The sequence below is a fragment of the Phytopseudomonas dryadis genome (assembly GCF_004327355.1).
Lineage (GTDB): Bacteria > Pseudomonadota > Gammaproteobacteria > Pseudomonadales > Pseudomonadaceae > Aquipseudomonas > Aquipseudomonas dryadis.
Genome location: NZ_QJUM01000006.1, coordinates 118,692 through 132,836 on the forward strand (window position 1 = coordinate 118,692; position 14,145 = coordinate 132,836).

Here is a 14,145-nt window from a genome sequence, read left to right on the forward strand (position 1 = left end):
GGCGCCCACCTTAGAACGTGAAGCGCTGCTGCGGGCGTGGCTGCCACTCGCTGCTTTGCAGCGGTTTGGCGGCGAACTGGCCGGGTTCGGCTTTGCTGGCGTACTGGAACTGTACGGTGGTCGGACGGATTTGCTGAACCAGCTGCATGGCGGTGGCCTGCTGCTGGTTGGTCTTGATCGCGGCGAATGCGGCGCCGACAAGCAGGGTCAGAGCGATGGCGGCGGCCAGGGCGATGAGGCTGTTCATGATGGGAATCTCGCATCCGGTTTCTTGTCATACACAGAGCAGTTCCCATGCCAATCTTTTTTGTTTAAAAAATCCTTTAAAATCAAATAGTTATCTTATATTGAAAATAGCTTTCCCGTGCATGTTGCAAGGTGCCTGAATTGGCGCATTGCAAAATGCATGATGGCCTCTGGCGGCAGGCAGCGACGGGCGGGCCATGCTCAGCCCAGCGGCAGCTCCGTGGTGCGCTTGACCTCGCTCATGGCGATGCTGGAATGGGCTTCCTGGACATGGGGGCGTTGCAGCAACTGGTCGCGTAGAAAGCGCTCGTAGCTGGCGATATCGCGCGCCACCACCTTGAGCAGGTAGTCGGAACCGCCGGCCATGGTGAAACACTCCAGCACTTCGGGATAGCCGACGATGGCCTGCTCGAACTCTTCCAGATTGCTGCGGCCATGTGCCGACAGCTTGATACTGACGAACACCGTGATGCTGAAGCCCAGGCGCTTGTGGCTGAGCAGGGCGACCTTGCGCTCGATGAGGCCGTCTTCCTGCATGCGGTTGATGCGGCGCCAGCAGGGCGACTGGGAGAGCTCGACCTTCTTGGCGATTTCCGCCGCGGAGAGGTCGGCATTGCGTTGCAGCAGACGCAGGATGCGGCGATCGATGGGGCTGAGCGTCTCGTGCATGGTCGTTCCCGATTTCTTGTTGTTGTTGAAACGTTCATGTCCAGTATTGGCCCCTTTGCCATAAATGAGAAAGAAAAAATCGCCCCGACGCGGTCTATGCTTAATGCAGATGCCGGGACAGCGATCCTGACTGGCATGAACAGGACGGCACCCACCGTTGCCGTCCTCGAAGGTCGCCATAACAACAATAGGAGCGCCCCCATGCCTCTGGCCGAAATCCGTCTGGATGACAAGTATCGTCTCGCCACCGGTCATCTCTATCTCACCGGTACCCAGGCGCTGACCCGACTGCCCATGCTGCAGAAGCAGCGTGATGCCGCCCGTGGCCTGAACACCGCCTGTTTCATCTCCGGCTACCGTGGCTCGCCCCTGGGCGGGCTGGACAAGAGCCTGTGGGAAGCCCGCGAGTTCCTGCAGCAGAACGCCATCCATTTCCAGCCCGGGGTCAACGAGGAACTGGGGGCGACGGCCGTGTGGGGCAGCCAGCAGACCAACCTGTTTCCCGGTGCCCGCTACGATGGCGTGTTCGCCATGTGGTACGGCAAGGGGCCTGGGGTCGACCGCAGCGGCGATGTGTTCAAGCATGGCAACTCGGCCGGGGTGTCGCCCCATGGCGGGGTGTTGCTGCTGGCGGGGGACGACCATGGCTGCAAGTCGTCGACCATCGCGCACCAGAGCGAGCATGCCTTTATCGCCGCGTCGATTCCGGTGCTCAACCCGGCCAACGTCCAGGAAATCCTCGACTACGGCATCATCGGCTGGGAACTGTCGCGCTACAGCGGCTGCTGGGTGGCGTTGAAGACCATCGCCGAGAACGTCGATTCGTCGGCCGTGGTCGATGTCGATCCGCAGCGCGTCCAGCTGCGCGTGCCCGAGGATTTCACCCTGCCCGAGGACGGTGTGCATATCCGCTGGCCGGATCCGCCCCTGGCGCAGGAACGACGCCTGAACGTCTACAAGATCTATGCGGCGCGGGCCTTCGCCCGGGCCAACCAGCTGAACAGGGTCATGCTCGACGCGCCCAATCCGCGGCTGGGCATCATCACCACCGGCAAATCCTATCTCGATGTGCGTCAGGCCCTGGAAGACCTCGGCCTCGACGATGGGCTGTGCGCCAGCATCGGTCTGCGGGTGCTCAAGGTGGGCATGAGCTGGCCGCTGGAGCCGGTCTCCGTGCATGGCTTCGCCGAGGGGCTGGACGAGATTCTGGTGGTCGAGGAGAAGCGCAGCATCATCGAGGATCAACTGACCGGCCAGCTCTACAACTGGCCGGTGGGCAAGCGCCCGCGGGTGGTCGGCGAGTTCGACGAGCAGGGCCGCTCGCTGCTGCCCAACCTGGCCGAACTGACCCCGGCGATGATCGCCCGGGTGATCGCCCGGCGCTTGGCGCCGATCTACAGCAGCGAGGTGATCGAGGCCCGACTGCAGTTTCTCGAGGCCAAGGAAAAGGCCCTGGCCGCGCGCAGCTACAGCACCGTGCGCACCCCGCATTTCTGCTCGGGCTGCCCGCACAACAGTTCCACCAAGGTGCCCGAGGGCAGCCGCGCCATGGGCGGCATCGGTTGCCACTACATGACCCAGTGGATGGATCGCAGCACCGAAACCTTCACCCAGATGGGCGGCGAGGGCGCCACCTGGATCGGCCAGGCGCCGTTCACCGAAACGCCCCATGTGTTCCAGAACCTGGGCGACGGCACCTACTTCCATTCCGGTCATCTGGCCGTGCGTGCCGCCGTCGCCGCTGGCGTCAACATCACCTACAAGATCCTCTACAACGATGCCGTGGCCATGACCGGCGGCCAGCCCATCGACGGCGAGCTGCGCGTCGATCAGTTGAGCCAGCAGGTCTTCGCCGAAGGCGTGAAGCGCATCGCGGTGGTCAGCGACGAGCCCGACAAATACCCGAGCCGCTCCACCTTCGCCGCCATCGCCACCTTCCACCATCGCCGTGAACTGGATGCGCTGCAACGCGAAATGCGTGAGATCAAGGGCGTGTCGGTGATCATCTACGACCAGACCTGCGCCACCGAAAAGCGTCGCCGGCGCAAGCGCGGCAAGATGCTCGACCCGGCGCGGCGGGCGTTCATCAATTCCGCGGTGTGCGAGGGTTGTGGGGACTGCAGCGTCAAATCCAACTGCCTCTCGGTGCTGCCCCTGGAAAGCGAACTGGGGCGCAAGCGGATGATCGACCAGAACGCCTGCAACAAGGATTTCAGTTGCCTGGAAGGCTTCTGCCCCAGCTTCGTGACCCTCCACGGTGGCCAGCTGCGCCAGCCCGAGGCGATTGGCGCCAATGCCCTGTTCATCGCCTTGCCGCCGCCGCGTCAGCCGTCCCTGCGGCGGCCCTGGAACATTCTCATCCCTGGGGTCGGCGGTAGCGGCGTGACCACCGTCGGCGCCTTGCTGGGTATGGCCGCGCACCTGGAGGGCAAGGGCTGTACGGTGCTCGACCAGGCTGGGCTGGCGCAGAAGTTCGGGCCGGTGAACACCCATGTCCGCATCGCCGCACGGCAGGACGATATCTACGCCGTGCGCATCGCTGCCGGCGAGGCCGACCTGCTGCTCGGTTGCGACCTGGTGGTGGCCGCTGGTGAAGAGTCCCTGGCCAAGCTGAACGACCAGGTGGCCCACGCGGTGATCAATGGCCACGAGTCGGCCACCGCCGAGTTCACCCGCAACCCGGATGCCCAGGTGCCGGGCGCCGCGATGCGTCAGGCGTTGATCGATGCGGTGGGAGAGGACAAGATCTGGTTCGTCGATGCCACGCGCCTGGCGACCCGGCTGCTCGGCGACAGCATCGCCAGCAACCTGTTCATGCTCGGCTACGCCTACCAGAAAGGCCTGGTGCCGGTCGCCGCCGAAGCCATCGACCGCGCCATCGAGCTCAATGGCGTGGCGGTGGCGTTCAACCAGCAGGCTTTCCTCTGGGGACGGCGTGCGGCCCATGACGGCAACGCCGTGGAGAAACTGGTACGCCCGGCGGTGGCCGAGGAGGCGCCTCGCTGCCAGACCCTGGAGGAAATCGTCAGCGACCGCGTCGAGCGGCTCAGCGCCTACCAGAACGCGGCCTATGCCGAGCGTTATCGGCGCCTGGTGGAGCGCGTGCGCGCCCGTGATCAGGATCCGCAGATGGCGCTGAGCAAGGCGGTCGCCCGCTATTACTTCAAGCTGCTGGCCTACAAGGACGAATACGAGGTGGCGCGCCTCTACAGCGACGGTCGCTTTGTCAGCCAGTTGCAGGCGCAGTTCCAGGGCGATTACCGCCTGCAGTTCCATCTGGCGCCGTCCTGGCTCAGCGGACGTGATCCGGCCAGCGGCGAGCCGCGCAAGCGCAGCTTCGGCCCGTGGATGCTCAAGGCTTTCCGGGTGCTGGCCGCCTTCAGGTTCGTGCGCGGCACGCTGTTCGACCCGTTCGCCCGCAGCGCCGAGCGCAAGGTCGAGCGGGGCTTGATCGAGGCCTATGAGCACAGGGTCGACGAGCTGCTGCAGGTACTCGATGACGATAACTACCGGGTGGCGGTCGCCATTGCCGAGTTGCCGGAGCAGATCCGTGGCTATGGCCATGTCAAGGAACAGGCATTGGCCAGGGTGCGCGATCAGGAGCAGCAGTTGCTGGCACGGCTGCATGCCGGGGAAATCAGGGCCGTGCAGATTTTCGAGCCGGCGGCCTGAAGGCCTGGCTGCGCTTGCCGCCAACCGGCTGGCATTGCGGCAGCGTCGACGGCATGACAAATCCACTCGCAGTGGGTAACATGCCGCCCGGCTGCCGTGATCGTCAGCCGGATCGATCGGGTCTCCTTAGTTCAATGGATAGAATAAGCCCCTCCTAAGGGCTAGATGCTGGTTCGACTCCAGCAGGGGACGCCATGATCCGCCGATCACGGGCTGCGGAAGCCGGCGTTCGGAAAACGCGCTTCCACGCTTATGCCGTGCCCTGATATCATTCGGCCACTGAGCGGTACAGCCACACCAGTTTGCGTTAGCCTGAAAAAAACCACAGAAAAAAAAGACCCGGCAAAGAGCCGGGTCAATAACCGTGATTAGCCTGATGAGGAGATAAACTGGAAGCGTCCGACTGGATGCCGTTCAGATTATCGTGCCAGCTTCGCAGCCGACGAAGTAGATAATAATCATTCTCGTTTTTTCGTCAATAGAAATCTTTCTTATTCCGCACATTCTTTCTGTGGGCGTGCCATCCCTGGCGGGCTAATGCCGCTGAGATGAGGGTTTTCCCTCGTCTCCATTGTGGGGAGCAGGCTGTGTACAGGAGCAAGGGCGCCTGCATGAAGAGCGGCAAACCGCCGCCCGGTGTAGGAGCGCCGATCTCGGCGCGATGCGGTGGTGGCCATTGCACAAAGCGTGTCATGGCCACCAATCGCTGCGGGGTCGCGGCTCTACAGGGCCAGGGCAAACCGCCGTTTTGCGGGCCAAGGCATAACTGACGGGCATTCCCTGGCGGTCGCTCCGGCTTTGCTGAGACGGCTGCGCCCCGTGCAACACTTAATGCGCGTGCGGCCATGTCAACTTGCCTGCTCACAGGCTACCCTAGCGGCAATTTCGTAGCGGGGTAAGCACATGTCCGATGACACCCTTGGAGCGTCCGGCGAAACGCCGCTGACTGCCGTTGAGGCCCGTATTCTCGGCTGCCTGATCGAGAAACAGGCGACCACGCCGGAGGCTTATCCTCTGACGCTGAATGCCCTGGTGCTGGCCTGCAATCAGAAAACCAGCCGCGAGCCGTTGATGAACCTCAATCCCGGAACCGTCGGGCAGGGCCTGCGTAGCCTGGAAGGGCGCGGCCTGGCGCGCCTGGTCATGGGCAGCCGTGCCGACCGCTGGGAGCAGCGTGCGGAAAAGACCCTGGAGCTGGTGGCGCCGCAGCTCATCCTGATCAGCCTGCTGTTGCTGCGTGGCCCGCAGACGGTCAACGAGTTGCTCACGCGCAGCAATCGCCTGCATGACTTCGAGGACGCCGAGCAACTGCAGCATCACCTCGAGCGCCTGATGAGCCGTGGCCTGGTGCGCCAGATCGGCCGGCAGCCGGGGCAGCGCGAGGATCGTTACGCGCAGTTGCTGGGCGATCCGGCCGAGTTGCAGGCGCAACTGGAGTCGCGTGCCAGTCTGGTCGAACGGCCAGCCTCCGCCGCTGCCCAGGAGGCGCGTATCGATGCGCTGGAGAGGCGTGTCGCCGAGCTGGAGGCGCGGCTGGCGTCGCTCGAGGAGCATGAGCGAGGCACTTCCCTGGATTAAAGGCACCGAGACTGTGTCGTGATGCTCTGTGCCGAGCGTCTGAAAGACGCAGTGTTGCCATCGCCAAGGTTTTCCAACGGCCTGTCAAAGGGCGGAACTGTTATCCGCTGCGCTTATCGAAAAGGCGGTACTCAATCCCGGCAGGGCGGTGGCTCGCATACCGTTGCTGCCGGCAGCCGAGGCGCTGGTTGTCCGGCGAGCGCCCATGAGGGCAATGGCCACCTGGCCTGTTTGAAGGGATCGGCGCCTGTGCCGATCCGCTGTCACAAGGAGTCGTTCGCAGTCCAATGCGCCTGATCTGGAAGTCTTTCAGTTCGCTGTATATCGCCACCCTGCTCATGCTGCTGGGGTCCGGCTTGTTGAGCACTTATCTGGCGCTGCGTCTGGCGGAAACGGGCGACGGGGTCTGGGCGGGCGCGCTGATGGCCGCCAACTATTTCGGCCTGGTGCTGGGCGGCAAGATCGGCCATCGACTGATCGCCCGTGTCGGCCACATCCGGGCCTATGTCGCCTGTGCCGGCGTGGTCACCGCTGCGGTGCTGGGCCATGGGCTGCTCAACTGGCTGCCGGCCTGGCTGGTGCTGCGGATGCTGGTCGGGCTGGGGATGATGTGCCAGTACATGGTGATCGAGAGCTGGCTCAACGAGCAGGCGGACAGCAACCAGCGCGGTCTGGTCTTTGCCGGCTATATGGGCGCTTCCTATCTCGGTCTGGTGCTCGGGCAACTGGTGCTGGTGGTGCATCCGACCCTGGGGCTGGAGCTGCTGATGCTGGTCGCGCTGGCCTTCGCCCTGTGCCTGGTGCCGGTGGCCCTGACCCGCCGTCTGCACCCGGCGGCGTTGCGCCCGGCGCCACTGGAGATGCGTTTCTTCTTGCAGCGCGTGCCGCTGTCGCTGACCACCATTGCCGTCGCCGGTCTGCTGGTCGGCTCCTTCTACGGCCTGGCGCCGCTCTATGCCTCGCAGATGGGCCTGGCGACCGAGCAGGTGGGCCTGTTCATGGGCGGCTGCATTCTCGCCGGGCTGGTGGTGCAGTGGCCGTTGGGTTGGCTATCGGATCGCTATGACCGGGTCAAGTTGATCCGTGGCGCGGCGGCAGCCATGGCGGTGATGGCGTTGCCACTGGCCATCCTGCCCCAGGTGCCGCTGCTGCTGCTGGCCATCGTCGGTTTTACCGTGAGCCTGCTGCAGTTCAGCCTTTATCCGCTGGCGGTGGCCTTCGCCAACGACCATGTCGAGGGGGAGCGCCGGGTGTCCCTGACGGCGATGCTGCTGGTCACCTTCGGCGTCGGTGCCAGTATCGGGCCCTTGCTGGCCGGCGTGCTGATGCGTTTTCTCGGCGCCAACATGCTGTATGCCTTCTTCTGCGCCTGTGCGCTGATCCTGGTATGGCGCGTGCGCACGAACAACGTGACCCATCTGCACCAGGTCGACGACGCGCCATTGCAGCACGTGGCCATGCCGGCGAACATGACCAGTTCGCCGCTGGTGGCGGCACTCGATCCGCGGGTCGACGAGCAGGTCGTGCAGGAGCAGATGCAGGAGCAGATGCAGGAGAGTGTGGCGCCGCCGGATGAGGCGGCGCAGCAGCAGGCCTCGGCCGAGGCGCCGGGCGGTGAGGCCGACCTGGATTCGCCGCTGTCTGGCAGATGAGTGCTGCAGGGGGCCGTTGACGTTCGGGGCCAGCCACGCGGCCGGGCGCGCGCTCAGAGGAAGCTTTCGCTCTCGAAGCGTCTGGCCTCGCGCTGCAACTGATAGACGAAGCGTTCGACCATGCGTTGCACCAAGCCGCTCATGTTCGCGAAGCGCAGGCCGACGAAGGTGATGTCGAGTTTCTCGTCATGGTAGGCATGGCGCAGTTCCACGCTGGTTTCCAGCTTGCCGAAGGGCAGCTGGGCAGAAAAGCGCTCATAGATCTGGCCGGGATGCAGGCTGGCCACGACATTGCCGGGCAGGCGCAGCTTGCAGCCAGAGGCGGAAATATCGAGCATCAAACCGCTGATGGGCGCGCGCAGTTTGTCGCCGTCGAGTTCGATCCTGACCTGATCCGACTGCTTGAGCGTCGCGCGGAAGGCATTGCGACGCTGATGGTAGTGCACTTCGGCCGGAATGCCGCCGATGTAGCAGCGTTCGCCCTGAAATTCGCTCAACTGCATGCTGGCGGCGCATTCCCAGGCAATGCGTACCCCCTCGTGAAACGATTCCACTCGGAACGCCTCGCCGTTCTGCAGGTAGCGCTCGCCATCGCTGGGGATCATCTCGTCGAGAACGAGCCGGTTCTGCTCGCGGTCGACGTCGATCACGTAGCTCCGGAAGCGTTGATTGCGCTCATGGAACATGATGATCAGCGGGTCGTGATGCTGTTGCAGCAGGCGTAGGTTGGCAACGATTTCCACGGGTGCCTTGAGCACTTTCGGCGGTTGTGGGCCATCTTCCTGAACGAAGGGGTTGGACACGGTCCTGTGGTCTCCGGGGCAAGGTACTGCAGTGCTGTCATGATGCCATTGCTGGGCATCAATGCACATCTTGTCGTTATGTCAGGCCTGACTGAGCGGGCGCTTGTTGCCGATCTTAGCGGTACTGCCGCTGCTGTCATAGAGCGATGGGGTCTCGCCGCCGCGCAGGATGCCGAGCATGTTGGCGGTGGACTTCTGGCTCGAGCGGATGATGCGCCCGTTGCGCAGGTTGGCTGCCTGGCAGCTTTCCAGCAGTTCGCTCAGGCGGTCGCTGGCGGCGAGCAGCTCATGACCCTGATCCGAGCGCCCGGCCAAGCTCTGCAGGCCGGCACGATCGGCACTGAGTCCAAGCTGCAGGAGGGTCTGGGTGCGGGTTTTGCCGTGCTGCTCGAGGGTGACGAGCAGGGGCTGCTTGTCTGCCAGGATCTGTTGCAGACCGGGCAGGTCGTGCTCGCTCAAGGCCTGGTACTCGGCTTCTATCAGCTCAAGCAATTGCTCGGCGGTGCCGATATCGTGGTTGAACAGTTCAAGCAGGGAAATGGCATTCATGTTCGGGCCCTTGGGGGTTAGGCGTCCAACACCCCCAGCGCAGCCCTGGGACTAGCGCTGGGATTCGAAATTGAGCAGCTTGCTGGCGACGCGCTGGCTGTCGACCTGGTAGCTGCCGTCGGCGATGGCCTGCTTGAGCTTGGCCACCCGATCGGAATCGACGGCCGGTTGGTCACGCAGCGTGTCGACGGCTTTCTGCAGTTGCTGTGCTTCGCTGCTCAGCTGTACGGATTCACCGCTTTTGCTGGCGCTGCCGCTCTGCTGGCCGCCGAGGTCGGCCGCAGCGGCCTTGTTGTCGATGGCTTCGTTCTTGCCGCCCTGCGTGCTACCGGTACGCGTGGTGCTGGCAGGCGTAGCGGTGTTGTTGAGTCGGTTGAAGTCGATGACCATGATGCAAAACCTCTGACAGTGTGTGGACGCTTGCCTAGTGTGTCGGCCATGCCTGAGAAAACTTTAGGACAATAAAACGTGCGTCGGGCCACAGTCTAAAACACGATGAAGCAGTCGTCAGCTAAATGCTAAACAAGAATCGTGCCTACATGGCAACCTCGACCTGCCCGGGCCCGGTCACCCTGGCTCTGACCACCCGTTGCGAGCGTTGGTTGCGCACGCTGATCTGTTTGCCCAGAGCGCCGTCGGAGAGGGCTTCACCGGGCATGCGCACGTTGATGCCGCCACTGCGTGCGGTGATCACCACCTGGTCGCCGCGGCGGATGACCTCCGCCTGGCGCAGATGCAGCGGGGCGATGACCTGGTCGGGAAGCAGGGCACGTGTCACTTTTCTGCCTACGGCCTGGTCCAGGTCGGTCAGGTAACCCTGGTTCAGCAGACCGACATCGCGCTCGGCCAGGGCCAGGTCCATTTCCGCCAGCACGCTTTCGCGCTTCACCGGACGCGCCAGGGTCACCACCTCGCGATACAGGCGCACCTGGCCGGGCACGAATACGGTCCATGGCGTGCTGCCGTCGCAGCGCACCCGCGTGGTCACCCGACCAACGGGCTCCGCCGGATTTTCCAGGGTCGTCGTCAATTCCTTGTCGCACAGGGGCAGGCGCAGGCGGGGGTCCAGGCGGTTGACCTGGACCTCATGGCGGGCCTGGATATTGCTGCGCTGCAAATACTCATCCACGGCCTGCTCAAGAAAGCTCTGGGTCGCGCCGATAAGCTGATCGGGCACGGTCACCGATGCAGGTGTCAGGGGGCTATAGCCGAGCGCGAGCAAAGCAGGTAAAACTGCCAGCCAGCGAAGGCTCTTGATGGTCGGCCATTGCTGGCGGCCACCCTGCGTGCCGTCGCTGCGCGACGTTAAAGATGGCTCCCGGCCATTTTTCGCCATTGCGCGTCGATTAATTGTCGTTTGTGCATTCATGTCTGGTTAAAAGCAAGGCGCGTGCCGCCTGCTACGCTAAGCACATCAGATGCACCCTTTAGATCATGGGAGTCCGTACATGGCCGGTGTGATGGATTCCGTCAATCAGCGTACCCAGCTGGTTGGACAGAATCGCCTGGAACTACTGCTGTTTCGTCTCGATGGCCCGCAGCTGTACGGGATCAACGTCTTCAAGGTGAAGGAGGTGCTGCAATGCCCGAAACTCACCATCATGCCCAAATCGAGCCCGGTGGTTCGCGGGGTGGCGAACATCCGCGGCGGCACGATTCCGATCCTCGACCTGTCCATGGCCACGGGCAGAACCCCGTTGCGCGACCTGCAGGGCAGCTTCGTCATCATTACCGAGTACAACACCAAGGTTCAGGGGTTCCTGGTGCGTTCGGTGGAACGCATCGTCAACATGAACTGGGAGGAGATTCATCCGCCACCCAGGGGCACCGGGCGCGACCACTACCTGACGGCCGTCACCCGCCTGGACGACAAGCTGGTGGAAATCATCGACGTGGAGAAGATCCTCGCCGAGGTGGCGCCAACCTCCGAGGCGATTTCTGCCGGGGTGGTGGACGTCGAAACCCAGGGCAAGGCCATCAGCAAGCACGTACTGATCGTCGACGACTCCTCGGTGGCGCGCAAGCAGGTGATGCGCTGCCTGCAGACGGTCGGTGTCGAAGTCACGGCCTTGAATGACGGGCGCGAGGCATTGAACTACTTGCGCAAGATGGCGGACGAAGGCAAGTCCGTGGAGGACGAGTTGCTGATGATCATTTCCGACATCGAGATGCCGGAAATGGATGGCTACACCTTGACCGCCGCGATTCGCGCCGATGCGCGCATGCAGAAGTTGCACATTCTCTTGCATACTTCGCTATCCGGCGTGTTCAACCAGGCCATGGTCAAGAAGGTCGGGGCCAATGACTTCCTGGCGAAGTTTCGTCCAGATGATCTGGCATCGCGTGTGGTCGAGCGTATCAAGTCGGTCGATTAGCCAGGGTGAGGAACGGTTGCGTCCGGTGATCTGCCGCTGGGCGCGGTGCGACGTTCGGGTATGTGCAGGAAAGCCGGGAACGGGCGTGTCGCCCGTTTGCCGTATACGACTTTGATGGGCGGGGCCTCGCTAGTGTCTTCAGGTAATTTGGATTTCGAGCAATTCCGGATCTTTCTGGAAAAAGCCTGTGGCATCGTGCTGGGAAACAACAAGCAGTATCTGGTTTCCAGCCGACTGAACAAGTTGATGGAGCACAATGGCATCAAGAGCCTGGGCGAGCTGGTGCAGCGCATGCAGGCGCAGCCGCGCAGTGGCCTGCGCGAGCAGGTGGTGGATGCGATGACCACCAACGAGACCTTGTGGTTTCGCGACGCCTATCCTTTCGAGGTGCTCAAGAGCCGGGTATTGCCCGAACTGATCAAGGCCTATCCCGGGCAGCGCCTGCGGATCTGGTCGGCGGCCTGTTCGTCCGGGCAGGAGCCTTATTCGTTGTCGATGAGCATCGACGAGTTCGAGCGCAGCAATCTCGGCCAGCTCAAGGCCGGGGTGCAGATTGTCGCCACCGACCTGTCGCCGACCATGCTGAACAACTGCAAGTCCGGTGAGTACGACAGCCTGGCCATGGGCCGTGGCCTGTCCCAGGAGCGCCTGCAGCGCTATTTCGAGCCCAAGGGGCCGGGGCGCTGGGTGGTCAAGGCGGCGATCAAGAACCGTGTCGAGTTTCGCCCGCTGAATCTGCTGGACAGCTATGCCAGCCTGGGCAAGTTCGACGTCGTCTTCTGTCGCAACGTACTGATCTATTTCTCCGCCGAGGTGAAGAAGGACATCCTGACCCGTATCCACGCCATGCTGAAGCCGGGCGGCTACCTGTTCCTCGGCGCTTCCGAGGCGCTCAACGGCTTGCCCGACCATTATCAGATGGTGCAGTGCAGCCCTGGCATCATCTACAAAGTGAAGTGATGCCCAGAGCGGTAACCGGGAAGCGGGAGGCCATTGGCCTCGCGCCGAGGTCGACGCTCCTGCACGGTCGGTGGCTTTGCGCAATTCTGTAGGAGCCGCGACCCCGCGGCGAATGGTAGCCACGCCATGGACTCTGCGCGATGGCCACCATCTCACGCGCCGAGGTCGACGCTCCTACCCGAACCGTGGTTTGCCGCGATCTTGTAGGAGCCGCGACCTCGCGGCGAATAGCGGCCACGCCACGGATTCTGCGGGATGGCCGCAATCGCATCGCGCCGGGTCGACGCTCCTACACGGCGGTGGTTTGCCGCGATCCCGTAGGAGCCGCGACCCCGCGGCGAATAGCGGCCAAGCCACGGATTCTGTGGGATGGCCGCAATCGCATCGCGCCGAGGTCGACGCTCCCACATGGGCTGCGGTTTGCCGCTTTTCTGTAGGCGCCTCTACTCCTACAAAAAACCTTATCTGATCGGCATTGGCCCTTGGTCTCCCGTTTTCGTTTGTGCGTCTCGCATGCTGATGCGCCGGGGGGTTGAGTCGTTTCCGTGCGCCGCCATGGCCGGTGTCAGGGCGAGAGGGAAGTGGCAAGCGGCCTGCCGATTTGCCGCTGCGCTTTGCCAGGCAGCGGAAAAGCCTTGCCGCTTAATCCCGTATCGGGTGGTAATTTTATTTTATCTTGTTGATATATAAGATAAAAATAAGTTGGCATGCGCTTTGCTAAATGTCTTGCACGTACACAGGCAAGCCCTACGGCAAAGGTTCCTGATATGAGCATGAGTTTCGACAAAGCATTGGGTATCCACGAAAAGGCGCTCGGTTTCCGCGCCCAGCGTGCCGAAGTGCTGGCCAACAACATGGCCAACGCCGATACCCCGAACTACAAGGCCCGTGATCTCGATTTCGCTTCGGTTCTCGCCGAGCAGAGCGCCAAGGGCGCGCGTGGCGTCACCAGCCTCAATCGTACCGACAGCCGCCATATCGCAGCAGAAGGCGTGCCAATGGGCGATGCCAGCCTGGCGTACCGGATTCCGACGGCGCCGTCGATCGATCAGAACACCGTCGATGCCCAGGTCGAGCAAGCCAATTACGCGGAAAACGCGGTGGCTTTCCAGGCCAGCTTCACCCTTCTCAACAGCAAATTCAAAGGGCTCGTCAGTGCCCTGCGCGGCGAATAAAGGAGACTGATGCCATGTCACTCGCCAGTGTTTTCAATATCGCCGGAACCGGCATGAGTGCCCAGAGCACTCGCCTGAACACCATTTCCAGCAATATCGCCAACGCCGAGACCGTCTCGTCGAGCATCGACCAGACCTATCGGGCCCGCCATCCGGTATTCGCCACGGTCTTCCAGCAGGCCCAGGGCGGCGATCGCGGTTCCCTGTTCGCCGAGCAGGACGAGGCCGGCAAGGGCGTGCAGGTGCTGGGCATCGTCGAGGATCAGAGCAGCCTGATGCCGCGCTACGAGCCGAACCATCCGTCCGCCGACGAGAACGGTTACGTGTACTACCCCAACGTCAACGTGGTCGAGGAAATGGCGGACATGATCTCTGCCAGCCGTGCCTTCCAGACCAACGTCGAAATGATGAATACCGCCAAGCAGATGATGCAGCGTGTGCTGACGCTGGGTCAGTAAACCGCCAT

At 62.9% G+C, this 14,145-nt stretch carries 13 protein-coding genes and 1 tRNA gene; 8 read left to right on the top strand and 6 right to left on the bottom strand.

What is annotated here, in order from left to right; all coding sequences use genetic code 11:
- Positions 1–10: 10 nt before the first annotated feature.
- Positions 11–247, bottom strand: a complete 237-nt coding sequence (locus DNK34_RS06990; RefSeq protein ID WP_131173991.1) for a hypothetical protein — start codon at positions 245–247, stop codon at positions 11–13.
- A gap of 200 nt (positions 248–447) precedes the next feature.
- On the bottom strand, positions 448–915 hold the full coding sequence (locus tag DNK34_RS06995; RefSeq protein ID WP_131173992.1) for an Lrp/AsnC family transcriptional regulator: 468 nt from the start codon (positions 913–915) through the stop codon (positions 448–450).
- Between the two features lie 201 nt (positions 916–1,116).
- Between DNK34_RS06995 and DNK34_RS07000 the strand changes: the two genes are divergently transcribed.
- The 4 genes from DNK34_RS07000 to DNK34_RS07015 all read left to right on the top strand — a co-directional run bounded on the left by DNK34_RS07000 (position 1,117) and on the right by DNK34_RS07015 (position 7,817).
- On the top strand, positions 1,117–4,587 hold the full coding sequence (locus DNK34_RS07000) for an indolepyruvate ferredoxin oxidoreductase family protein (RefSeq protein ID WP_131173993.1): 3,471 nt from the start codon (positions 1,117–1,119) through the stop codon (positions 4,585–4,587).
- Positions 4,588–4,707: 120 nt separating this feature from the next.
- A tRNA-Arg gene (locus DNK34_RS07005) sits at positions 4,708–4,782 on the top strand.
- 708 nt (positions 4,783–5,490) lie between these two features.
- Positions 5,491–6,165: a YceH family protein gene (locus DNK34_RS07010; protein ID WP_131173994.1), complete on the top strand. Its 675-nt coding sequence runs from the start codon at positions 5,491–5,493 to the stop codon at positions 6,163–6,165.
- Between the two features lie 287 nt (positions 6,166–6,452).
- Positions 6,453–7,817: an MFS transporter gene (locus tag DNK34_RS07015; protein ID WP_131173995.1), complete on the top strand. Its 1,365-nt coding sequence runs from the start codon at positions 6,453–6,455 to the stop codon at positions 7,815–7,817.
- Between the two features lie 53 nt (positions 7,818–7,870).
- Here DNK34_RS07015 and DNK34_RS07020 read toward each other — a convergent pair whose 3' ends face one another.
- The 4 genes from DNK34_RS07020 to flgA all read right to left on the bottom strand — a co-directional run bounded on the left by DNK34_RS07020 (position 7,871) and on the right by flgA (position 10,505).
- Entirely contained in the window at positions 7,871–8,620 is a 750-nt protein-coding gene (locus DNK34_RS07020; protein ID WP_242675160.1) for a flagellar brake protein, read from the bottom strand.
- Between the two features lie 81 nt (positions 8,621–8,701).
- Positions 8,702–9,169 (bottom strand): flagella synthesis protein FlgN, encoded by a 468-nt coding sequence (locus tag DNK34_RS07025; protein ID WP_131173997.1) that lies wholly within the window; start codon positions 9,167–9,169, stop codon positions 8,702–8,704.
- A gap of 51 nt (positions 9,170–9,220) precedes the next feature.
- Positions 9,221–9,559: a flagellar biosynthesis anti-sigma factor FlgM gene (gene flgM / locus DNK34_RS07030; RefSeq protein ID WP_131173998.1), complete on the bottom strand. Its 339-nt coding sequence runs from the start codon at positions 9,557–9,559 to the stop codon at positions 9,221–9,223.
- 145 nt (positions 9,560–9,704) lie between these two features.
- Positions 9,705–10,505, bottom strand: a complete 801-nt coding sequence (flgA, locus tag DNK34_RS07035; protein WP_131174077.1) for a flagellar basal body P-ring formation chaperone FlgA — start codon at positions 10,503–10,505, stop codon at positions 9,705–9,707.
- Positions 10,506–10,617: 112 nt separating this feature from the next.
- Here flgA and DNK34_RS07040 point away from each other — a divergent pair, with 112 nt between their 5' ends.
- The 4 genes from DNK34_RS07040 to flgC all read left to right on the top strand — a co-directional run bounded on the left by DNK34_RS07040 (position 10,618) and on the right by flgC (position 14,137).
- On the top strand, positions 10,618–11,544 hold the full coding sequence (locus tag DNK34_RS07040) for a chemotaxis protein CheV (RefSeq protein ID WP_131173999.1): 927 nt from the start codon (positions 10,618–10,620) through the stop codon (positions 11,542–11,544).
- Between the two features lie 132 nt (positions 11,545–11,676).
- Positions 11,677–12,504, top strand: coding sequence for a protein-glutamate O-methyltransferase CheR (cheR, locus tag DNK34_RS07045; protein WP_165497289.1), 828 nt, complete (start codon positions 11,677–11,679; stop codon positions 12,502–12,504).
- Positions 12,505–13,271: 767 nt separating this feature from the next.
- Positions 13,272–13,679 (top strand): flagellar basal body rod protein FlgB, encoded by a 408-nt coding sequence (flgB, locus tag DNK34_RS07050; protein ID WP_131174078.1) that lies wholly within the window; start codon positions 13,272–13,274, stop codon positions 13,677–13,679.
- A gap of 14 nt (positions 13,680–13,693) precedes the next feature.
- On the top strand, positions 13,694–14,137 hold the full coding sequence (gene flgC, locus DNK34_RS07055; protein ID WP_131174001.1) for a flagellar basal body rod protein FlgC: 444 nt from the start codon (positions 13,694–13,696) through the stop codon (positions 14,135–14,137).
- The last annotated feature ends 8 nt before the right edge of the window (positions 14,138–14,145 follow it).

What these genes read in the sequence shown, in the direction of transcription:
- DNK34_RS07040 (WP_131173999.1), top strand. Translation starts at nt 10,618, where the DNA reads ATGGCCGGTGTGATGGATTCCGTCAATCAGCGTACCCAGCTGGTTGGA.
- flgA (WP_131174077.1), bottom strand. Translation starts at nt 10,505, where the DNA reads ATGGCGAAAAATGGCCGGGAGCCATCTTTAACGTCGCGCAGCGACGGC.
- DNK34_RS07025 (WP_131173997.1), bottom strand. Translation starts at nt 9,169, where the DNA reads ATGAATGCCATTTCCCTGCTTGAACTGTTCAACCACGATATCGGCACC.
- flgC (WP_131174001.1), top strand. Translation starts at nt 13,694, where the DNA reads ATGTCACTCGCCAGTGTTTTCAATATCGCCGGAACCGGCATGAGTGCC.
- DNK34_RS06995 (WP_131173992.1), bottom strand. Translation starts at nt 915, where the DNA reads ATGCACGAGACGCTCAGCCCCATCGATCGCCGCATCCTGCGTCTGCTG.
- flgB (WP_131174078.1), top strand. Translation starts at nt 13,272, where the DNA reads ATGAGCATGAGTTTCGACAAAGCATTGGGTATCCACGAAAAGGCGCTC.
- DNK34_RS06990 (WP_131173991.1), bottom strand. Translation starts at nt 247, where the DNA reads ATGAACAGCCTCATCGCCCTGGCCGCCGCCATCGCTCTGACCCTGCTT.
- DNK34_RS07010 (WP_131173994.1), top strand. Translation starts at nt 5,491, where the DNA reads ATGTCCGATGACACCCTTGGAGCGTCCGGCGAAACGCCGCTGACTGCC.
- DNK34_RS07015 (WP_131173995.1), top strand. Translation starts at nt 6,453, where the DNA reads ATGCGCCTGATCTGGAAGTCTTTCAGTTCGCTGTATATCGCCACCCTG.
- flgM (WP_131173998.1), bottom strand. Translation starts at nt 9,559, where the DNA reads ATGGTCATCGACTTCAACCGACTCAACAACACCGCTACGCCTGCCAGC.
- DNK34_RS07000 (WP_131173993.1), top strand. Translation starts at nt 1,117, where the DNA reads ATGCCTCTGGCCGAAATCCGTCTGGATGACAAGTATCGTCTCGCCACC.